The organism is Thermomicrobium sp., from assembly GCF_053493975.1.
In genome coordinates this window covers 1-20,855 of record NZ_JBRBZA010000069.1, presented here as the reverse complement: position 1 = coordinate 20,855, position 20,855 = coordinate 1, and the positions used below count along the sequence as shown (strand labels likewise).

Below are 20,855 nucleotides of genomic sequence, written 5' to 3'. Positions count from 1 at the left end.
CGTCCTTGCTGGTGAAGGGGCTGCCATCGTGGAACTGGACACCCTGGCGCAGGAAGAAGGTGTACGTGAGGCCATCGCTCGAGATGTCCCAGCGGATGGCGAGATCAGGCAGGATCTTGGTCTGGTCGTTGGGATCGAACTCGAGGAGTGTTTCCAGACAGGGTGCCACGCACCAGAGGTCAGTGCTCGTGGTCGCTTGGTGGAGATCCAGGTTCGCGGGATCTCCGGGCAGATTCATGCGGAGGATCCCGCCTCGCCGGACTGCTTCTTGGGTCGGAGTCGGCGTGACGTTCATCACTGCGGTGGGCATTGCCGCCGGAGTGTTGGTCGGTGTCGGCTCGACGATCGCCGCAGGACTCGGCGATGGTCGCTGCTGACCACCACGACAAGCAACGACGAGTGCGGAGGCGAGGGTGCCGGAGATCGAGCCGAGCAGTTGCCGGCGCGTCAAGGTTTGCATCGAATCCATCCTCCTCGACGACTGACCTGGATCGGCTCCGCAGGTGGAAACTCTATTTCAGATCTTAAGCGAGAAAACTTCAGTTGTCAAGATTCTGCAGCTTTGGAACAGCGAGCTGTTCCGAACGGACATGGCCGCCGCGCGCTGCTCGCTTCGCGTGGAGCATGGCTCGGGTTGCCGATCGACAGCCCATGTGTTGTCGAGGTGGCGGTCCACTCAACTGGTAATCGCCGCCTTGGGTTGCCGAGGGACAGTCCATGTGCTGTCGAGGGGCTTGGGAAAGCAGGTCGAAGAGAGCCAGGAACGAGTGAAAACGCAGGTAGGTCCAAGCGATTGGCAGGGTGAACGAGGTTGGCGACGTTCGTCAACGCTCGACGTCGGGCCGTTCAGTCCTTGGTCGTCCTGCCAAGCCACGCTGGGTTGCACCCGGTTTCTGCCTCGGTCTGGTTTCCGCTGCCCCAGGTCGCGACCGCTGCTGCCGTGCCGGACTCGGAGAAGGAGGGTGCGCCCTCAGCGCTGGATTGCCGCTCAGTTCGTCCGCCATTCATCGATGACCCAGACGTCCGCCGCTTGGTCGTGCAGCCCTCGTCGATCGGTCCGGAAGAGAACCGGCCACCAGGGCAAGAGGGCGAGCCAACCGAGCAGCGCGAGGATCATCGCTCGGCCGAGTGCCTTGGCCTGTCCCGGTGGCTCGCCTCGTCGATCGACCACCTTGAGACCGAAGGCTCGCTTGCCCAAGGTCGCGCCCCACCGCCCGATCGGATAAACCCAGTAGGCATAGGGGACACCAATCGTAAGCGCGAATCCGATCAGCGAGCTGAGCGCATCGTAGACGCCTGCCGGAAGAACGACGAGCCCGGGCGACTCACCGACGAACAAGACACTCAAAGAAAAGGCCAAAAGGAGCGAGAATGCCGAGGACATGACTCCATCGAGTACGCCGGCAGCGATCCGCCGCAGCACCGGACCCGGCTGTCCCGGCGCGGCAGTCGCTGGTGGCGGGCGGGAGGCAGCATCGGTTGCTGCTCGGTTCCGGCTGTGCGCTGTTGGCTCACCTCCACCGGGTGAGGGAGAACGGGCTTGCGACTGGTCGGTGGCACGCTCGCGCTGACCCGCACGAGAGGTGCGGTAACGTTCCTGGACGAGCGGGTCGAGGAGGTGCTCCAGGAGGCCGTGGAGGCGCCGGGCCGATGGGGTCCGCTCGACCGAGGTCGCCAACCAGGCCAAGTCGGCGAGCGGCGTTTCCAGGCGAAGGACCTCGGAGTCGCTCAGGCCTAGTACCCGTTCGGTACTGCGCAAGATGCGCTCGGCATGCGATCGCTCGCTGGCATCGCCAGCACGGGCGGACGACGCTCGCAGAAGGGGGGAGCAATTCGCCTCGGACGACATCGTGACTCAGCCACCAGGTCACCGGAAACTCGAAAGGTATCGTCAACCAGAGTCGCTGGCGCGTCACGGTGAGCGCGGATGCGGTGCTCTCCCGGTCAGTCATCTCCATCCGGCGCCGCAGGCCCCCGAGCGCTGCCGCCAGCAGTCCCACCCGATCGGGATCCAGTTCGACTTTCAGGAGCCCCTCGCCCCAGCGGACGGCACTGAGCTGTTGCCGGAGTGCAGCCAGCAGCTCATAGGCCGTTTCGCGCACCCAGCGCGCATACGGGGGCTCGTCCGCGGCATCCTGAACGAGTTCGTGAACGCGCAGTAACAATGCTTCGAGGGTGGGGATCAAGATCTTGGTACTCTCGATGTGGCTGAAGTTGACCGTGATCGTCCGCTGGTGCACTCGTACCCCTCGGTCGTCGCTCGTTGCCTCTCCCTAATGCGTATTCTGCCGCAAAAAGATTGCACCGGCAAGCGGGTGAACCGCTCGGCAGGTCTCACCAAGGTGCGGACCGAGGCCCTCGACCGGGTTCCGCGTGGCCGGGAGCGCTCGTGCCGGTCGCTTTGCTGCCTGGGCGGTATACTGGCACGAGGGGGAACGTCGTCATGCCGATCGTCCGGCTGGACGAAGCGACCGTTCGACGGATCGCTGCCGGGGAAGTCGTCGAGCGACCGGCATCGGTCGTCAAGGAGCTGGTCGAGAATGCGTTGGATGCGGCGGCTCGGACGATCCGTGTCGAGATCGTCGCGGGTGGCCGAGAGTCGATCCGTGTCCAGGATGACGGGACGGGGATTCCAGCGGACGAGCTATCGCTGGCGGTCGAGCGGCATGCTACCTCCAAGCTGCATCGCTTCGAGGACTTGGCGAGACTCGCGAGCTATGGATTCCGCGGTGAGGCATTGGCTGCGATCAGCGCGGTCAGCGAGTGCGAGATCGTCTCGCGGGTGCCGGATGCCCCCTACGGGGCGCGGTTGCTCGTTCGTTTCGGCCGCCCCGGGCGGGTCGAGCCGATCGGGGCTGCACCGGGAACGGTGGTGACCGTTCGCGATCTCTTCGCCAATGTTCCGGCTCGACGGCGTTTCTTGCGGCAGGATGCGACCGAGTCCGCTCTCATCCAGCGCACGCTGGCCGCGCTGGCTCTGGCTCATCCGGAAGTGCGGTTCGAACTCACGAACGACGGACGAACGGTGCTGGCGACCAGCGGGAGCGGTGATCTCCTCGATGCGCTGATCGGGGTGTACGGAGCCGAGACAGCGACACAGATGCTCCGGCTCGAGGAGTACCGTGTGGGCGAGGTCGTGGTCCAGGGGGCAGTCGGTCTTCCTCGCGTGTCTCGCCCCAACCGGCAAGCGTTGTTCGTGCTGGTCAATCGGCGTTGGGTCGAGAGCCGCACGCTCGTGGCAGCGATCGAGCAGGCCTATCACACCTTGTCGACGGTCGGACGCTATCCGGTCGGGGTCATCGCAGTATCACTGCCTGGGGATCGAGTCGACGTCAATGTCCATCCGACCAAGCGCGAGGTGCGTTTCGCCGACGAGCGAGCGGTGGCGGCTGCGGTGTACGAGGCAGTCCGCCGCACCCTGTTGACGCACCTGCCGGAACAGCCGCCGCCACCGGTGACGTTCAGCCCGCTGTCGCCGTCAGTCGTGCAACGTCGCCTCCAGGTTGCCGATCCGACGCGGGATTTGGGGGGCAGTCGCTCTGGTACGCCTGAGCAACTGGTCGACTCCCCATCGAGCGCTCGCTCGGGCGACTCGACGAGCTGGTTGCCGGTCCTGCGCGTGTTGGGGCAAGTTCGGCAAGCCTACATCATCGCCGAGGGGCCGGACGGTATGTATCTGATCGACCAGCATGCCGCGCATGAGCGGATCCTGCTGGATCGGCTGCTCGCGCAGCTGGAGGCGCGTGGTGTCGAGCAGCAAGCGCTCTTGGAGCCGCTGGTTCTCGAGCTTTCTCCAGTGCAACTGGCCACCGTCGAGCGCTACCGCGACGCGCTGGTCCAACTCGGCTGGGAACTCGAGCCCTTCGGTGGGGCTGCGGTCGCTGTTCGGGCGGTTCCGGCAATCGTTCAACGCAATATCGAACAGGTTCTCGTCGCTGTGCTCGACGACCTCGCGGCGGGTGGGCGCGGTGCAACCCCGCTCGAGCGCGTGGCCATCAGCACGGCGTGCCACTCAGCGATCCGTGCGGGACAGGAGCTGTCGCTGCCCGAGATGCGCGAACTCATTCGCCAACTCGAGCAGTGCCGCGTCCCCAACGCCTGCGCGCATGGGCGTCCGACGGTGGTTCATCTGAGTACCGAGGAACTCGAGCGGCAATTCAGCCGACGTTAGCGTCGTCCGCGCTCGCGACCGAAACTGGGGGCAGGGCCAGGGAGACTGTCCTCGGTATCCTCCAGCTTGATCCAACCGTGGCGGAGAGCATAGATCACTGCCTGGGTACGGTCGTTGACCGCCAACTTGCGCAGGATCGACGTGATGTGGTTCTTGACGGTCTGGTCGCTGATGTTGAGCGCTTGAGCGATTTCCTTGTTACTGTACCCACGGGCCACACAATCGAGGATCTCGATCTCGCGCGGGGTCAAGGGAGAGAAGAAGCCGCTCGACGTGCGGTCGAGGCGGGAGAGTTCGCGGAACTGATCGAGGACTCGCGAGGCGACGAAGGGTCGTGAGAGAACCATCTCGTTGATGAGATATTCGCCGCGAGCGACGCGGGTGATGACATCGATCAGTTGTTCAGGCTCGATGTCTTTGGTGCAGTAGGCCGAGGCACCGGCCCGGATGGCATTGAACAGTTGCTCGTCGTCCTGGTGCATGGTGAGGATGATCACGCCAGCCTGCGGTTGCCGGCGCTTGAGTGCTCGGGCGACTTCTAATCCGTTCATGCCGGGAAGGCTGAGGTCGACCAGGATGACGTCCGGCGAGAGTTCGTCGGCCAAGCGGAGTGCCTCGCTCCCGTCAGCTGCCTCGCCGACGATGACGAACTGTGGGTTCTGCTCCAGGCTCCAGCGGATACCGCTCCGGAAGAGCGGGTGATCGTCCACGATGAGGATGTTGATCGGGCTCATGCGATCCGCTCCTTCTGCTCCTCGATCGGTGCACGTTCCTCTGCTGTTCCGGTCGTGACCCCTTCCGCGCCGTGGGCCGTTGCGATCGGGAGGTGCAACCGGATCGTCGTGCCGCGCGAGGGTTCGCTCTGGATCTCGAGCTGGCCGCCGACGAGTTCGGCGCGCTCACGCATCCCCTGCAAGCCGAACCCACCGCTCGAGGTCGGAACGACGGCACCAGGACGAAAGCCTTGCCCATCGTCCGCCACCTCGATGACTATTTCGGACGGATGAACGAAAATCCTTAGCCAGCAGTGACTGGCATGGGCGTGGCGTTGGACATTGTGCAGTGCTTCCTGGATCACCCGGAAGGCAGCGAGTTCCTGCTCGGGAGTGAGCGGCGGAAGCGCTTCGGGAAGGTCGACGACGAGTTGAGCGGGAAAGTGCCGACGCAACGTCTCCAGGTACAGCGCGAGCGTGCGGAGCAAGCCGTGCTGCTGGAGCGTCGTCGGTTGGAGGGCGAACATGAACTGGCGGGTCTCGCTCAGCCCCGCGCGCAGGATCGCTTCGACGCGATCCAGTTCCTGGCGCAGCTCTTCCTTGGTGATCTCACCGCGCTCGATCAGTCGCGCCAGGTACTGGATCGTCAGAATGGCGTTCGCCAGAACTTGGGCCGGGCCGTCGTGGATTTCGCGCGCCAAACGGCGGCGCTCCTCTTCCTGCGCACGCACCATCGCTTGTCGGACGAGCAGATCTTTGGCTGCCTCTAGATCGGGCAAAGTCCCGCTGCCGCTGAGCTGCTGGCGGCTGACTGCCAAAAGCTGCAGAAACCCGGCAAGTTGCCGGCCTACTGCCTGGGCTCGTGCCAGTTGACTGGCCAGCGTATCCTCGAAGGACCGCAAGGTGTGGAGCTCGTCCTCCGTCAGCTTCCCGCCCGAATCGACGAGCCGCTCCTCGACGTGCAGCTGCATGCGCAGGCGCTGCTGCTCGAGTTCGCTCGTCAGCGCGTCGACTCGGCTCCGAATCCCGTGCAGGTGACGCTCGAGAGCGAGGATCGCCTCCTCGGCTTCCCGCGAAAGATCGCTCAGAATCTGCTCGACGCTTTCCGTCACGAACCTCACCGCTTTCTGGAAGTCCCAGACGGTCAGCCAACAGAGCCTACTTTCGAGTGTACCGAGTCGGTTCCGGTCGCTGCCGCATCCTCATCATACCATTCTCGACTCGCTCCTGTCGGCTATGCTCGCCGGATAGGTCTCTCTTCAGGAGGCAACCAGACTGCGCAGGATGCGCAAGTTCTCCACATCCTCGTGGAGATCGGGGCTCTTTTCGGTCTCGAGCAGTCCCGGATGCTCGGCGAAACGCGGATCGTTGACGAGAAGACGGAATCCCTCGAGACCGATTTTCCCCTGACCGATATGCTCGTGTCGATCGATGCGCGAACCCAACTCTCGCTTGGAATCGTTGAGGTGGAAGACGAAGAGCCGATCCAAACCGAGGATGCGGTCGAACTCGTCCATGGTGGCGCGGTAACCCTCGGGCGTGCGGAGTTCGTACCCGGCGGCGAAGACATGACAAGTGTCGAAGCAGTAGCCGACGCGTTCCGGCTCGCGAACTCGCTCGACGATCGCTCGGAGCTGTTCGAAGCGGTACCCGAGACTCGAACCTTGGCCAGCTGTCGTCTCGAGCAACGTCATCACGCGGTAGCCGGGCAGATCGGCGTGGAGTCGATCGAGCGCTTCGGCGACGCGTCGGATACCGAACTCGAGCCCTGCCTCGCCGAACGCTCCGGGGTGCGTGACCAGGTAGGGAATACCGAGGACCTCGCAGCGTTCCAGTTCTTCGCGGAATGCAGCGATCGATTTCTCCCACAGGGCATCGTCCGGGCTCGCGAGATTGATGAGGTAGCTGTCGTGCGCGACGGTCGGCAGACCGTAGCGGGCTGCCTTCTCTTTGAAGCGGGCGATCTCGTCCGGCGTGAGCGGCCGGGCTTTCCACTGGTTACTGCTCTTGGTGAACAGTTGCACAGCTTCACAACCGATTTCGATGGCTCGGTCGATGGCCCGATCGACTCCTCCGGCGATCGACATGTGCGCTCCGAACCGCACGGACTGCTCCTTCCTCCTCGTCCGCGAACGCTCTCCGAGGTCGCTCGCCCAGGCTATAGTAACCGACGGTGTCTACGGAGGTCGGTGGTGCGCGTCCTCATCACCGGTGGACGTGGCCAACTGGGTCGGGCGCTGGTGCGCACTGCTCCAGCACACACCGAGGTGATCGCGCTGGGGGCGGCCGAGTGCGACGTGACCGATCCCTTCACCGTGCGGGCGGTGCTCGCTCGGATCGAGCCGACGCTCGTCATTCATTGTGCAGCCTGGACCGATGTCGATGGCTGTGAGCAGCACCCGGAACGGGCCTGGCGCGTCAACGCACTGGGCACGCAACACGTCGCAGCGGCCTGCGCGGCTACCGAGGCAGCGCTGGTCGCGATTTCCACCAATTATGTCTTCGACGGAGAGCAGGACGAGCCGTATCACGAGTTCGCGCGACCACATCCCTTGAGCGTGTACGGGGCGAGCAAGCTGGCGGCCGAGGAGGTCGTCCGTGCACTCTGCCCGCGGCATTACATCGTGCGGACGGCCATGCTCTACGACGCGCACGGGCGCAACTTCGTCACGACCGTCCTGCGACTCGCGCGGGAGCAACCACGCTTGCGGATGGTCGCCGATCAATACGGGAGCCCCACCTTCGTGGACGATCTGGCGAAAGCGATCTGGCAACTGGTCGTCCAACCGGTCTATGGGACGTATCATCTCGTCAACGCTGGGAAGGCTTCCTGGTACGAGTGGGCGGTCGCGGTGCTGGAGACGCTCGGACTCGGCGTGCCAGTCGAGCCGATTCCGGCGAGCCAGTTCCGCCGGGTGGCTCGTCCACCGCGCAACGGAGTCTTGACGAGCCTAGCAGCGCCGGCGCTGGGTATCATCCTCCCCGACTGGCGCGACGCGCTCGCTCGCTGCTTGGCCCCGCTCCGCTCTGCCTGAGCGATGGAACGGCCAGCGAGGCAACCCTGCGGCGACGTGCGGCGAGTCGGCCGAGCGTCCAGGCCAGCGAGACCACGTTGAGCGCGAGCACGGTCCCGGTCGCGCCGAGGGCGTACGGGAGCGCATCCAGGACGAACGGTCGGCGGATGACGTTGGCCTGCAGGATCCCCCCTTGCGGTGACAGGGGACGGATGATCAAGGTATGAGGGCTATCGGCGAGCCCGGCTGCGGCGGTGATCCGCTGTGGCCGCGCGCTGGTGTTCGCGAGGACGCGTGGTGGACGCTCGTCGACTTGCACACTGATGTGGGTACCAGGTAGCACGGTGAGGTCGACGCGCGGCCCGCCGAAGAGGAACTCGAGCGTCCCCGCGGTGTTCTGTGGTACCCAAGCCTGGCCAGCTGGCGTCGCGCGACGTTTCCAGCCCTCGCTCGCCTGCCAGTACCGGCTGTCCGCCGCGTAGGCTCCGGTCCACGCGCGGTCGAGGATGGGGCGAGCGTGGGCGAGGAGCTGAAAGGCCGGACGAGGCGTGAGATCCCATTCCACGATCGCGAAGCCGCGCGTCGGATCAGCAGCGTTCGTTGGATCATCGGGCGGAAGCCACCAGCGGAAGTACCAGACACAGAGTACTCCGACCCACGGCCACTCACGCTGGGCGCGCAGGTATCCCTCATAGAGGTAGCGCGCCTGTTGCTCGAGGGTGACTGGTCGTCCCCAGACGGAGGGGAGTCCCTGCCAATCGGGTGGGAAGGCGACCCAGTTGTATTCGGCGACCCAGAGTGGCTTGGCGTGATCGCCGTAGCGCACCATGATCTCCCGCGTCTGGATGACGCGGGAGAAGTTGTTGCGGGCGAACTCGACCCGCCGGTCAGCGGGACTGTAACCGTAGCCGTAGACCATGGCGCTGGCGATATCGAAGTAAGGGGCGGCGCCTGCCTGGTACATCCCCTCCAAAAAGAGGAGGTCGCTCAAGTTCTCCGGCCCGGTTTGATCGGTGGGAGCCAGCCCCGGCATCAGGACGAGCACAGCGGGATCGGCACGCTTGGCGGCCTGATAAGCGAGCGCGAGGAGCCGAGTGAAGGCGGCTGGATCGATCGGTTGGCAACCCCACTCGTTCCGCAGATTGGGTTCGTTCCAAATCTGAACGTAGCGGACCTTTCCTCGGTAACGGGTGACGACCGTCTCGACGAAGCGAGCGTAGTCTTCGTAATGGGTCGGAGGACCATCCGGGCACTGGTCGAGGTTCGGCTGGCCGGCGCGTGCCCAGCGGGGAGGCTTGTCGAGGCGAGCGATGATCTCGATGCCCCGCTGACGAGCCAGTTCCACGATCCGGTCATACTTCTCCCAGGTGCTGACGTTCCACTTCCTGTCCCAGAAGACACCCGGTTCCGGCTCGATCTCGTACCAGAAAAACGGCTGGCGGATGTAGCTGAAGCCGGCAGCGGCGATCATGTCCAGCATCTGCGCGACTTTGTTCGGATCGGGCTCGGCCTGCAGGAAGGTATTGATTCCCAAGGGATTGACGTCGGTGTGCGCGATCGGTACCGCCTGCTCACCGGTTTCGATCCCACGCGTCATCGTTCGAGAGGCGACGATGTTGGCGGGGATGCTGGCGACCAGGCCGAGGATGACGAACGCATGGAGCGCCACCAGCCACACGTTCTGGTACCGGTCAGCGAGCGCAGCGAACCAGCGCACCATCGCGTGCTCTACCGTCCTCGCAGAGAGGATAACCGCTCGCGCGTGGCCTGCTCGCTGGTCGATCCTGCCATGACACCGTAGGCTTGGGAGGGAAAGAGAAGCGGCATGCCGATCCGGCTCGTCCTATTCGATCTCGACGATACCCTATGCGATCACCGGAGCTCGTTCCGTCTCCGGGTAGAGGCCGCGCTGTCCGCTCTTCCCGACGAGGTGTTTTCCCTGGAACGCGAGGCGATCGTGGCGCTGGCGCTGGCTCAGCCGAGCCACACTTGGGAGGGAGTGCAGCGAGCACTGGAGGTGGCCGGATGCGCCGATCCCGCGTGGCTGGAACGCGCATCGGCGGTCTATGCGCGCGACCGGTTCTTGGGACTTTCGCTCTTTCCGGACAGCGTTGCGGCCGTCAGGGCGATCCAGCGTCGTGTCTTGACCGGGTTGGTGACGAACGGACCGAGCGCGATCCAGCGGGCCAAGCTGGCCCGGCTGGGAATCGAGCGCTTGTTCCCGATCGTCGTCGTCTCGGAGGAGATCGGTGTGGCCAAGCCGGACCCGGCGATCTTCCACCATGCGCTCCGGCTGGCGGGTGTGCGACCGGAAGAGGCGCTGTACGTGGGTGATCATCCGGTGAACGACGTCGCTGGAGCACAGCGTGCTGGGCTCACCAGTGTCTGGTGCAACCGGTACGGTCAAGCCTGGCAGGGGGAAGTGGAGCCGCACTTCGGGGTGGTTTCCCTGTGGGAGCTCTATCAGGAGTTGGAGGAATGGGCGAGCAGCGGGAGAGCGCATTTCCTCAGCGGTATACTCGGTGAGAAACGGGGAACGGCGCGTTCGCGAGGAGGCGACGATGACCGTAGCGACGTGTGAGAAGCGAATCGTCCTCGCGGAAGTCATGGGTTACTGTTGGGGTGTGCGCCGAGCGTTGGAGATCATCCAGCAGGCCGCCCAAGCTGGCCCGATCGCGACGGTCGGTGACGTGATTCACAATCCGCAAGTCGTCGAACGGCTGAAGGTCCAAGGGATCGAGCCGGTCAGCTCGGTGAGCGAAGCGCTGGAGCGCGGCTTCCGGCGCGTGGCGATCACGGCGCACGGGGCGGGACCGCAGCGTGCGGCGGAAGCTCGTGACGCTGGACTGGAGCTGATCGATACGACCTGCCCACTGGTGACCAAGGTACAGCGCCTGGCCGAGAAGCTGGTGCGTCAGGGCTACTTTCTCGTCGTCTACGGCGATGCCCACCACCCTGAGGTGCGTGGCGTGCTCGGTTGGGCCGGAACCTCACGGGCATTTGCGGCCAAGCATCTGGAGGATTTGCCGTGGAACGGGCCGCGCGGCACGCCGGGTGTCGTCGCGCCGCCCCGCAAGGTCGCGGTGGTCAGTCAGACGACCAAGCAGACGGACGAGTTCTTGGCCTTCGCGCTCGGCCTGGCCAATTGGGTAGCCCGGCATGGGGGCGAGATCCGGATCGTCAACACCATCTGTCAACCGACGTGGGAGCGCCAGGAAGCGTTGCGCGCGCTCGCTCGCGAAGTCGATGTCCTGCTCGCAGTGGGTGGAAAGAAGAGTTCCAACACGGCGCGCCTCGCCGAAGTCGGCCGTGCCTGTGGTGTTCCCAGCTACCACATCGAGCGACCAGAGGAAATCGACCGTGCGTGGCTCGAGGGGAAGCGGGTAGTCGGGGTGACGGCGGGTGCCTCGACGCCTGACGAGGTCGTGCTCGCGGTGGTCGATCACTTGGCAGCGCTCGGTTACCAGCGCCCCGAACGCTTGTGGCGCTACGAGGCGCCAGATCTCGACGATTTCGCCGAATAGCGAGGGGCAGTGCGAGAGCGGTATGGACTGCCGGCGTCGAGTTCCAGGAGTCTTCGCGCTCGCAGGTACTCTCCTGCTTTACGTGCTGCTGGCGCTCTGGGTGCGTCGGCATCCCGAGTCCTCTTGCGAGTTGGCTTTGCTGCGTCGGCTCCAGACGGGCATTCCACCGACGCTCGGTCGCTTCCTGCACTGGGTGAGCTGGCTCGGCTTCCCGCCGCAGAGCGTGTTGCTCCCGGGTGCAGTGATCGCCGTGTTCTGGTGGCGGGGCCAACGAAGAGTGGCTTTCCAACTACTCTCGACCTGGACAGCGAGCACGGTCAGTTTCCTGACCAAACGCCTGGTCCGGCGCCCACGCCCGAATCATCCCTCCATCACCGTCCCGGTCAGGCAACCGCGTGATGCGAGCTATCCGAGCGGGCATGTCGTCACCTACACGGCCTTTTGGCTAGCAGCGCTGACCGTCTTGGCTGAGCGCGCACCCTGGGCATGGGTGCGTGGCCTGCTGCTCGCTTGTGCTGGCCTGCTGGTGGCAACGGTGGGACTCTCTCGGATGTATCTCGGTCACCACTGGCTGACCGATGTGATCGGTGGGTATCTCTTGGGGGGGAGTTGGTACGGCTTGGTGCGGCTCCTGCGGTGCGCGGGTGAGCGAGCTGAGTCATGCGAAGCGTGATCGATCGTTCCTTCACGGTCATCGCCCACCGGGGGGCAGGAAGTTCGCCGGGCGACAATACGGCCGAGAGCTTCCGGACCGCACTGGCGGCTGGGGCGCCAGCGCTGGAGTGCGATGTCCGGCAAACCGCGGATGGGGCACTGGTGCTGTTGCACGATGGTGTGGTGCCGTTACCGGGTGGTGGCCGACTCGTGGTGCGGCAAGCGAGCTTGGCGGCATTGCGGGTGGCCATTCCGTCGCTCCTGACGGTGGAAGAGTTTCTCCAAGAATTCGGCGAGCAGGCCCTCGTCAATCTCGACCTCAAAGGGAGCGGCTTCGAGCGGCGACTGGTGACGATCGTGGAGCGGTGGGGGCATCCGGAGCGGGTCTATATCACGAGCCAGCACGCGGCCAGCCTCCGCCGTTTGGCGCTCTCGCTCCCGACCGCTCTGCGCGGTCTTTCGCACGGGCACGCCTTCACGCGCTTTCCCCGGCGGGTCGCCGGACGAAGCGCCTTCCCCATGCGCTCGCTCATGGCCGTCCAGTTAGCGTTCACTCTGCGGCTGGCGCGGGCTGATGTCGTGGCGCTCCAGCACCGGGTCGTGACGCCATGGTTGACCCGCTGGTTGCGTCGGCAAGGCTGGCAAGTGACGACGTGGACCGTGAACGATCCGCGCGAGGCGCTCCGCGCGCTGCGTGCTGGCGTTCGCGCCGTGACGACCGATGTTCCCCAGCAGCTTCTCGAGGCACTGGCCAAGCGGCAGGCTTATCCAGCACCGGCGAGCACCTGGGACGAGCTTTTCGGTCAGGCAGCGCTCGCACGGTGGTGAGGGAGCCGTTCGGCGAGTTCACTGGCCAGCCATTCCAGGAGGGCGCGATCCTTCTCGTCGAAGGCGGCCAGCTGATCGCTGTCGATGTCGATCTCGCCGATCACGTCTTCACCCCGCCGGATCGGGACGACGATTTCCGATCTGGTCGAGAGGAAGCACTGGAGATAGCGTGGATCCTGGCGGACGTCCGGAACGATGATGGTCTGTCCCTCGCGAGCGGCGGCCCCGCAAATGCCCTGGCCGATCGGAATCCGCACATGCTCCGTGGCTGCGGGCCCTGACCAGGCAGCTAACACCAGTTCTTCACCATCGACGAGATAGATGCCGACCCAGTCGTACCAGGGAACCGTCCGCTCGAGGATGCGGCAGACATCCTCGGCAAGTTGTGGAATCTGGTCACTCAGGGCCAAGCGGGCCTCGAGCGTCTGCCGCACTTGCTGCAGGATGGCGTCGCGCGTCGCTTGGCTCATCCCTACTCGCTCCTCTCGATCGTCACTGACTGCCGGTCAGGAGAGCACACCGCTTCACCCTGCTGGCGCCGGCGTGCCGTAGCGCCACTCGTAATAGTGCCGGCCAGCGTTGCCCATTTCCACTCGCCAGCCGGGATCGTTGTCCGGTGTGTAGGTCAGGATGCGGCGTTCGAATGCTTGGACCAGCACCCAGCGGAGTTCGCCGCTCACCCGCACGCGTACCCAATACGGGTCAGCGATGGGTCGACCGATGACGTACAGGGGGTCCCAGGGCTGCTGGCTGAGCCAGTCGACGAACGGCCGGGCGATGTTGTGGCCGGTCACTTCGTCATAGGCGGCGACGGTCACGCCGAAGCTGACCAGGGAGTCGTCGCTCGTGACCGTGCCGTCGCGCCACAGGATCTCGCGGATCGGCTGGCCGGTCCGGTTCGGTGCGTGGACGCCGGATGCCAGCGACGAATGGGGACGCAGGCTGGCGTAGGTCGGGGCATCAGGATTCTGCGGTGCGGGGTCACCGGCGAGCGGCACGCGAGCTGGGGAGCGCTCCGTGAAGCGGTTTTGACCGATCGCGATGCGACCGAGCACCATCTCGCTGACGAGCAATCCGCTGGTCACGAACCACGGGGAAGCAGGATCGCCTCCCGGATCGGTGATCTCGAGGCGCGCCTTGTCGAAATAGACGACCTGGCGGCGTCCACCCGGCGACTCGGCATAGGGCTCCCAACGAGTGGCCCAGGCATCGGGGCCGAAGGTCCAGCCAGCACGCTGGCCGCTCGCGACCGGCCCATCGGTCGCTCGCCACTGTTGTTGAATGACGGCTGGGGTAGAGGCGAGGCCTGGTGGAACCGGAAGAGCGAGCGACGGTGACCCAGGTGTCAGTTCCTCGCCCACTCGTGCTGCTGTCCGGAAGGTACCGGTCAGCCGGAAGGGGCGACCGTCGGCAGTGCCTTCGATCACGTACTGGTAGCTCGTACCCGCTCGAAGCGGTTCCGTGGCGGCGAGGAACGCCGAGCGTCGGCTGAGCCATCCTGATCCAGTGGCGAAGTGACTGAGGACGATCTGTCCCTCGCGCCGAATCTCGCCGCGCGCGAAGGAGACGTCGCCCGGGCCGAAGTATTTGACCGTGATCGGATAACCGATCGGATACGTGGTGCCGGGGAACGGGTTGGGTGCCTCGCCCCAGAAGTGGGTAGGTACGCCGGTCATCCCGTCGAGCGGCCAAATGACCCACTCCGGGCTGGCCTGCTCGGTCCAGTCGCCGAGCGTCCCCACCATGAATACCTCGATCCGCACGTTGCCCTCATTGACCGCCCCGAAACCGATGTGCTGATAGCGTGGATCGAGGAGCGGCAAGCGATGGTTCACTGTGCCGAGAAAGGCCTCGGCAGCAGCGACGAGCGAGCCGGTGAAGGCGATGTTCTCGTTGACCGATCCCCTGTATCCCTGGGCCTGGGCGCGGGCGAGGATGTCCTCTCCGGTAAAGCCGGGCTTCCCCGGCTTTTCGCGATGAAGCCCCATTCCCGCTAGATCGGGATCACCGACATTCAGGAAATAGTACCGCGCATGGGCCTGGGCCGCGGCATCCAATGCAGGATAACGCACGAGCGGATTCAGCCCACTCCAGGCGCGCCAGCGGTTGATGCGCTCCAGGGCGAGCGCCGCCTCGTCGCTCGCTGCCTGCGCGATCGTGCTGGGCAGAAGGCTCGCGATGACGATCGCGACGAGGAGGAGGCGAGAACCGACTCGGCGAAGCCCCCAACGCTGCCTGTGCACCCCGATCCCCCTTCCCTCGACCGATACGGTGCTTCTTTATACTACGCCACGGCGGCATGGCCGTCCTGACCCATCGGTCACGATCAGTCTCGCTGGAGAGCTGGCATGACGTTCGATGTACGCGATATCCGCGTCGGGATGGATGTCTTTACTCGCGACGGGGTCTATCTCGGCACGGTGCGACGCGTCGAGTTCGGCCCACTCGTGGGCCGTCCTCGTCCGGTTTCCTCAGCCGAGGGGAGCCGCGTATCGGGCGAACGACTCGGTCCGCAGCCGACCGGTCCGCTCGGCAATCCTGGCCCGACCACCCAATCAGCCAGACAAGGCTATGCCAGTGCACCCGACGATGCGGTACCGCTCGGTGCCGGCACCTTCCTGGTCGGCAGGCTGCCCATCCCGCTGGGCTGGCGACGGATTCCGGTACGCGATGTCCAGGTCGTCTCGCTGGAGCGGGTCGTCCTCGCCCGCTCGGCCGCCGAACTCGGTTTCCGTGTCCCGCGGCGTCGCGCTCACTGAGCGACTGGCGGCTCAGCGGGTGGCATGCTCACGAGCATGAGCGCCAGATGCAAGAGCAGCCGGTCGCGCGGATCGGCCAGATTGCGACCAGTGAGCTCGCTGATCTGCGCCAAGCGATAGGCGACCGTGTTGCGGTGTATCCCGAGGTGCGCGGCGACCTCCGAAGCGCTTCCACAGGCGAGGAAGGCGGCCAGCGTGCGCAGGAGTTCCTGGGCTCGCTCGTCCTCCCCGAGGAGCGGGCCCAACAGGGAGCGGGCAAGATTCGCGGCTCGGTTTTCTCCCCAGAGTGCGTAGAGGAAGGCGAAGGGGCCGGTATCGGCGAGCGTATCGAAGCGAGCGACTGGACTAGGCAGGGCTCCCTCGCGGATCAGGCCAGCCAGGAAGCGAGCCTGGCGCAGTCCTTGCGGGACCGCGCGCAGGTGAGGGACTGGCTCGGCGAAGACGAGGAACCATGCTGGCCGACTCTGCACCGATGGATCCGCGAACCGGGGTGGGAGAAGCGTCAGGCGTTCGGGGAAGGTCGAGCGTACTAGGCCGCGTGCCCGGTTCTCGATCGCTATTGCCTCTTCCTCCGTCAGCAAAAACGCCATGGTGTCGCCCAAGGGAGTCAGGCGGTCGCGGGCGCTCGGCTCCAGGATGCGACGGAGGATGCCTTCCGCTGCCTCTGGCTCGTTGGCAGCGAAGAGCGCGACGATCACCGGCTGGTTCGGACCGAGGCCGATTCGCTGAGCGACGAGGGGGAGCGTGCTCTCGCTGACCCGCCCGAGCAAGAGATCAGCGACCAGTTGACTCAGCGGAGTGGGGCGTGCTGTGCGGCTTTCCTGGGCCAAGAGGCTGGCGCACAGGCCGGCGAGCAGCGAGAGCACGAGGCGATCCCGCTCCGTCGTCTCGCCCGCCTCGGCGAGGAGCGACAGATAAGCGACCCGACCTCCGGCGGCGATGGCTGTCAGCAAGCGCTCGCCCCGCGACTCGCTCAGAAGACGTGTCGCAGGATGCGTTCGTGCCTGGGTGAGCGCGGTGGGAGGAGTTGGGGTAGGTGTCGAACCAGCGGCGGTGAGCAGGCGGCCCTCGCTGTCCTGGAGCAGGAGCGAGCGATTGCTCGCGAGGGCGGCGGCCTGGAGCACCGCGTCGAGCCCGCCACTCAGCGCGGCGCGCGAAAGCTCGCGGGTGAGTTCGGTGGAAAGCCGGTAGAGTGCTCGCCGCTGCTCGGTGAGCAAGCGGTTGAGCGTCGACTCCAAATCGAGCGGGAGAGGACCAGGAAAGAGGAGGATCGGCAGCGAGCCGACCGGTTCCTCGATCAGGTTCGGTTCGGTGACGAGCGCAGCGATCGGCGCCTCGGCGAGCGTCTCCAGGAGGTCGTCGGCCTCAGCCAGTCCGGAGGCCTGGATCTCGCGCAGGATCCGGCCGCTCAGGATGACGAGTTCGTCGCCGCGCGGTGGCGGCAAGAATGGTGGAGCAGCCCGCACGCTGATCGCCCAGGAGATGGGACGCTCGAGGGCGCTCTCCTCGGAGAGGCCGGGAGGGCAAGCGAGAACGAAGCGCCGATCCCAGCGGCAGAGATCGCGGAGAATCAGTTCAGCCATCGTGCTCCCAGCGGCGTCATCGCCGACCACTCCGGCTGGCGCCGTTGCCAGCCGAGCTGCAGTGTAGCACGTTCCGGCGTCTCCCTCAGCGCGGCAGTGCCACGACTCGTTCGACCAGGAGTTCGTCGCCGGAATCGAGTGCGCCAGCGAGCGGACCGCGATCCCACCAGAGACGCACGCGAACAGTGGGCGGCTGCACCGGATCGAGTGCACAGGTGTAGAGCGAGACCTGGAGGGTTCCGGCGCCGCTCGCTCGAAGCGGGCTCGAGCTGGTACAGGCTGGATCGGTATCGAGATCAGCCGTCTCGTCGATGATCTCGAGGAGAAGCGGGGTGTTGGGCAGCCCCGCCGCACGCACGCTGAAGTCGATTCCCGGACCGGTCGCGTCCCACGTGGGGAGAAGGCTCGTTCCCAGGACCGGTGCTGACCAGCCGGGAGCGAGCGGCGTCCCGGTCGCGCCATCGGCGAGCACGGTCGCGTTCACGTGTGTGCCGCTGGCGACCAAGCGACCAGTCGCTGCCGAAACGATGGCCGTCCCGGTGAAACGGGACGTGACGCGGAGCTGTTCCGGGAGATAGAGGACGGCGAAGCCCTGGGCGGGAATGGCAAGCTCGAAGCGCACGGGGACCGGCGCGCCTAGTGACCAGAGTTCGATGGTGGTGGGAGCGGGTGCTGTCGCGGCGTTGGCGATCGTCAATCCGGTCGCGTCGCCGAGCTCGGGTGGCAGGTCGGTCGTGGCGAGCGGAAAGAGCAGGGAGATGCCGGGATCGAGGGGTGCTACTGCCGGCAGCGTCAGCGCCTTGCCGGATCCTGCCTGGTACTTCACTGCATCGCCGATCAGTGCGACCGGACCATCGGCGGTAACGCTGAGCGCTGCGAGTTCCCGGAACCCAGGCGGTAGGTTACCTGGATAGAGCTCGGGCCGGTAGAACACCTCGTGTTCGCGCGGTCGGAGGGTGTGCCGCTCGCTGCGGAGGACCGTCCCCGAGGCATCGCGATAGGCGAGGTCGACGGTGACCGGGGCGTTCGCCAGATTGGTGAGGGCGATGCCGGTGTTCCAGCCACTGTGGTTGGCGTAGACCAACGGGAGGACGAGGCTTTTCGTCGATTCGGCTGGATCGACGGCGGCCGTGCTCACGGCGAGTTGGTGACTGGGCTTGAGGCGGTCGGCAAAGGCCAGGGGGCCGCAGCTGCTGCGGATCCACGCGCTGCCGGTGAAGTCGCTGGGCAGCGTGAGCGTCCGCAGATCGAGATGCCACACCTGGCCGCTCTCGAGCGTCTGACTACCCGACCAGACGAGGTCACCGCGGCGCCCGTAGAGCTCGACCTGGATTGGACAGCTCCGCTCGCTGGCGTGGGCCAGGTGGAGCACGGTGGTCCAACCGTTGTTCCGCTGCACGAAGGGGACCACCGTCACCCCGGTCCGGGCAGGAGCGATCGCGGGAAGACTGGAAGCGATGGCTGCGCCGTTCAGCGAGCCGGTCGAACTGGCGGGAGCACCGCTGGTGAGGAGCAGCAGCGCCGCGAAGCGCGGCTGGCGACAAGCGACCTCCTGAGCGTGGACGATCACCGAGTAGCGCGCTCCGGCCGGAATCTGGCCGTCGTCATCGCCGGGCGTTGCTCCCCACTGGATGGTGATGGCGCTACCGCTCACCGTGGCCTGCCAGCGAGTACTGGTATCGAGGGCACTGGGATCGCCGAGGCCCAAGCTCGCCCAGTAGCGTGGTCCATAGCGCACCTCGACCGCAGTGATGGGGCCGATCCCCTTCGGGAGCAGAACACTGTCCGCGCCGTCGAGGACGCCCTTCACGGCGGAAAGCTCGATGGCGCGGGTGAGCGCGACACAGGAGTCAGCGTCGCTCTGAAGCGCGTTGCTGGGGGCGACGAGATGCAGCGCGACCGGTTGCCCATCAGGGCAGTCGATGACCAGCACGATGTAGGGTGCGGTCGGTTCCCAGCCGGGGAGCGACCAATCGATCCAAACCTCGTCGGCGAGGGCGCCCCAGCGAAAATCGATCCCCTCGCGGAAGCCGGCGATCTCGATCCGGTCGACGGCTATGGCGGTGGGAAGGCGGATCCGGTCGATACCGTCCAGTTCATGGATGCGCACGGTGGCGGGGTATTGGCGGCAGGGACCGCTGAAGAGTTGGCTGGGCGGGACGATCGCATGGGCATGGGAATCGACCGTGACCGTGCGGAGGAGTTGACCGCCCGTAGTGCGGAGTTCGACGGCGAGCGGGACCGACTCGGGATTTTGGAGGACGAGCGTGCCGTACCAGGGGCCGGTATCACCGTAGTGCTCGCCATTGGGGACGAAGGGGAACAGCAGAACCGGCGGCGAATCGGGCTCACTCTCCTGGGCGGCGACGGGTGGAACGACGAGCGCGCAGAAGAGGAGGAGCGACACGAAGAACCGAACTATCCGCATGGCGAGCCTTTCCCACCCTGGACGGGCGCTCGCCCAGCGGACGCGCGCCCCGCACAACTCACCGAATGCCCTGGCGATCGTACTGAGCGAGAAGCGCCGTGTCAAGATAGGGAACGCTCGAGCACAGGACTGCCCCGCCGGTCGCTACCCGGCACCAGCAGCGATCGGGCGGCGAGTGCGTAGGCGCGTTGGTCTCGCTGCTACCGAGCGAGTGGCGAGAAGACGATCGAGGGCGGAGCAGAAGAAGGCCGGGGGAGGTCGCACGGCGGCATCGGTTCTGCTGGGACGGATCGGCTTCTAGGCTAACGGCCGTTCTGGTGCTGCGTTCCCTCGCTATTCCGGTGCTCTCGAAACACGAGGCGTCCAGCATACAGCGAGGCCGTCGGTGGCGTTGCGAGTCCTCACCGGTGCTGCCGAAACATGCACCCGGCGCGGCTCATGCGGGAGATAACTGCTGTGCTGCCCCTCAGCGCTCTTGCTGAGACGATGCGAACCCGCTGAACCTGGGCCTGGCCCGAAACGCGTGGTGAGTACTCAGCGATCCTACCGAAGCCGCAAGGGGTCTCGCTCGCAGCGTTCGCGCACCTGGTCGTGTGCAACTGCCAACCCCTCTCGGGATCCGACATGCTCGACCGTGTGGCGATGGCTGCCGCGACGATTCCTCGCGGCGACGAACGGATGCGGCCGAGCACTGACGGGAGCGCCATCGGTCGACCGGACTGTTGCCGGCCACCGTGCGCAGCGCACACCGCGAACGCCCTGCTCGCCACGGCTGGACTCCTCGGCCAGACGATCATCGTCCCCACGATGGCCGAAAACGCTGTTCTGCAGCGACGTGCTCGGCCAGTCGTCCGGGCTCCTCTCTTTCGTCGTGCGACCGTTGGAGGAGCGCACGGTCGGTTCGGGGCGACTGTGCTGGATTGTTTTGGTTCGCTGGAAGCGTGGATCGTTGATCTGTTATACTTGCGTAGTGAGCCTCACGCTCGAGCAGCGCTGGTGCTTCCGAGCGTGCTGTGTGGAGAGGTGGCCGAGTGGTTGAAGGCGGCCGTCTTGAAAACGGCAAGGCGATGAGCCTCGGGGGTTCGAATCCCTCCCTCTCCGCCCAGGTGCTCGTAGACGGGAAGGTGCCTGAGAGGTCGAAAGGGGTCGCCTGCTAAGCGATTGGGGTGAGCAAAACTCGC

General features: G+C 65.7%; 17 protein-coding genes and 1 tRNA gene. 8 read left to right on the top strand and 10 right to left on the bottom strand.

Annotated elements, in window-relative coordinates:
- On the bottom strand, nt 1–460 hold a 460-nt coding region (locus tag ACWIVK_RS11195; RefSeq protein WP_448576784.1), incomplete at its 3' end, for an ABC transporter substrate-binding protein.
- Between the two features lie 528 nt (nt 461–988).
- On the bottom strand, nt 989–1,759 hold the full coding sequence (locus ACWIVK_RS11190) for an RDD family protein (protein WP_448576783.1): 771 nt from the start codon (nt 1,757–1,759) through the stop codon (nt 989–991).
- Between the two features lie 630 nt (nt 1,760–2,389).
- Between ACWIVK_RS11190 and mutL the strand changes: the two genes are divergently transcribed.
- A complete protein-coding gene (mutL, locus tag ACWIVK_RS11185; RefSeq protein WP_448576782.1) occupies nt 2,390–4,171 on the top strand; it encodes a DNA mismatch repair endonuclease MutL in 1,782 nt (593 codons plus the stop codon).
- Here the strand turns inward: mutL and ACWIVK_RS11180 are convergent.
- From ACWIVK_RS11180 to ACWIVK_RS11170, 3 genes are all read right to left on the bottom strand, one after another.
- Nucleotides 4,168–4,905: a response regulator gene (locus tag ACWIVK_RS11180; RefSeq protein ID WP_015922611.1), complete on the bottom strand. Its 738-nt coding sequence runs from the start codon at nt 4,903–4,905 to the stop codon at nt 4,168–4,170. The two genes, mutL and ACWIVK_RS11180, sit on opposite strands and share 4 nt — an antisense overlap.
- On the bottom strand, nt 4,902–5,996 hold the full coding sequence (locus tag ACWIVK_RS11175; RefSeq protein WP_448576781.1) for a sensor histidine kinase: 1,095 nt from the start codon (nt 5,994–5,996) through the stop codon (nt 4,902–4,904). Before ACWIVK_RS11175 ends, ACWIVK_RS11180 begins: the two co-directional genes overlap by 4 nt.
- 147 nt (nt 5,997–6,143) lie before the next feature.
- The gene (locus ACWIVK_RS11170; RefSeq protein WP_448576785.1) at nt 6,144–6,971 is read right to left on the bottom strand and encodes a deoxyribonuclease IV; all 828 of its coding nucleotides are present in this window, start codon (nt 6,969–6,971) and stop codon (nt 6,144–6,146) included.
- A gap of 105 nt (nt 6,972–7,076) precedes the next feature.
- Here ACWIVK_RS11170 and rfbD point away from each other — a divergent pair, with 105 nt between their 5' ends.
- Entirely contained in the window at nt 7,077–7,919 is an 843-nt protein-coding gene (gene rfbD, locus ACWIVK_RS11165; protein ID WP_448576780.1) for a dTDP-4-dehydrorhamnose reductase, read from the top strand.
- On the opposite strand, the gene ACWIVK_RS11160 is transcribed toward rfbD, so the two are convergent.
- The gene (locus ACWIVK_RS11160) at nt 7,858–9,618 is read right to left on the bottom strand and encodes a cellulase family glycosylhydrolase (protein ID WP_448576779.1); all 1,761 of its coding nucleotides are present in this window, start codon (nt 9,616–9,618) and stop codon (nt 7,858–7,860) included. The two genes, rfbD and ACWIVK_RS11160, sit on opposite strands and share 62 nt — an antisense overlap.
- Nucleotides 9,619–9,723: 105 nt before the next feature.
- Here ACWIVK_RS11160 and ACWIVK_RS11155 point away from each other — a divergent pair, with 105 nt between their 5' ends.
- From ACWIVK_RS11155 to ACWIVK_RS11140, 4 genes are read left to right on the top strand one after another with little or no spacing between them, the layout of a single operon-like run.
- The gene (locus ACWIVK_RS11155; protein ID WP_448576778.1) at nt 9,724–10,479 is read left to right on the top strand and encodes an HAD family hydrolase; all 756 of its coding nucleotides are present in this window, start codon (nt 9,724–9,726) and stop codon (nt 10,477–10,479) included.
- Nucleotides 10,460–11,422, top strand: a complete 963-nt coding sequence (ispH, locus tag ACWIVK_RS11150; protein WP_448576777.1) for a 4-hydroxy-3-methylbut-2-enyl diphosphate reductase — start codon at nt 10,460–10,462, stop codon at nt 11,420–11,422. Before ACWIVK_RS11155 ends, ispH begins: the two co-directional genes overlap by 20 nt.
- Before the next feature lie 22 nt (nt 11,423–11,444).
- Nucleotides 11,445–12,095: a phosphatase PAP2 family protein gene (locus tag ACWIVK_RS11145; RefSeq protein WP_448576776.1), complete on the top strand. Its 651-nt coding sequence runs from the start codon at nt 11,445–11,447 to the stop codon at nt 12,093–12,095.
- On the top strand, nt 12,083–12,904 hold the full coding sequence (locus ACWIVK_RS11140) for a glycerophosphodiester phosphodiesterase (protein WP_448576775.1): 822 nt from the start codon (nt 12,083–12,085) through the stop codon (nt 12,902–12,904). The genes ACWIVK_RS11145 and ACWIVK_RS11140 overlap by 13 nt, the downstream gene beginning before the upstream one ends.
- On the opposite strand, the gene ACWIVK_RS11135 is transcribed toward ACWIVK_RS11140, so the two are convergent.
- Together ACWIVK_RS11135 and ACWIVK_RS11130 are read right to left on the bottom strand one after the other, a co-directional pair.
- Nucleotides 12,880–13,374 carry a GAF domain-containing protein gene (locus ACWIVK_RS11135; RefSeq protein WP_448576774.1) on the bottom strand — a complete coding sequence of 165 codons (495 nt, stop codon included), beginning with the start codon at nt 13,372–13,374 and terminating at the stop codon, nt 12,880–12,882. The genes ACWIVK_RS11140 and ACWIVK_RS11135 overlap by 25 nt on opposite strands.
- A gap of 54 nt (nt 13,375–13,428) precedes the next feature.
- Nucleotides 13,429–15,147 (bottom strand): CAP domain-containing protein, encoded by a 1,719-nt coding sequence (locus ACWIVK_RS11130; protein WP_448576773.1) that lies wholly within the window; start codon nt 15,145–15,147, stop codon nt 13,429–13,431.
- A 105-nt stretch (nt 15,148–15,252) separates the two neighbouring features.
- Here ACWIVK_RS11130 and ACWIVK_RS11125 point away from each other — a divergent pair, with 105 nt between their 5' ends.
- Entirely contained in the window at nt 15,253–15,663 is a 411-nt protein-coding gene (locus tag ACWIVK_RS11125) for a PRC-barrel domain-containing protein (protein WP_448576772.1), read from the top strand.
- Here ACWIVK_RS11125 and ACWIVK_RS11120 read toward each other — a convergent pair.
- Both ACWIVK_RS11120 and ACWIVK_RS11115 read right to left on the bottom strand, forming a co-directional pair.
- On the bottom strand, nt 15,657–17,246 hold the full coding sequence (locus ACWIVK_RS11120; RefSeq protein ID WP_448576771.1) for a helix-turn-helix domain-containing protein: 1,590 nt from the start codon (nt 17,244–17,246) through the stop codon (nt 15,657–15,659). The two genes, ACWIVK_RS11125 and ACWIVK_RS11120, sit on opposite strands and share 7 nt — an antisense overlap.
- A gap of 85 nt (nt 17,247–17,331) precedes the next feature.
- Complete coding sequence (locus ACWIVK_RS11115) at nt 17,332–19,674, bottom strand: hypothetical protein (protein ID WP_448576770.1); 2,343 nt, start codon at nt 19,672–19,674, stop codon at nt 17,332–17,334.
- 1,017 nt (nt 19,675–20,691) lie between these two features.
- Here ACWIVK_RS11115 and ACWIVK_RS11110 point away from each other — a divergent pair.
- Nucleotides 20,692–20,775 (top strand) — tRNA-Ser (locus ACWIVK_RS11110).
- Nucleotides 20,776–20,855 lie beyond the last annotated feature (80 nt).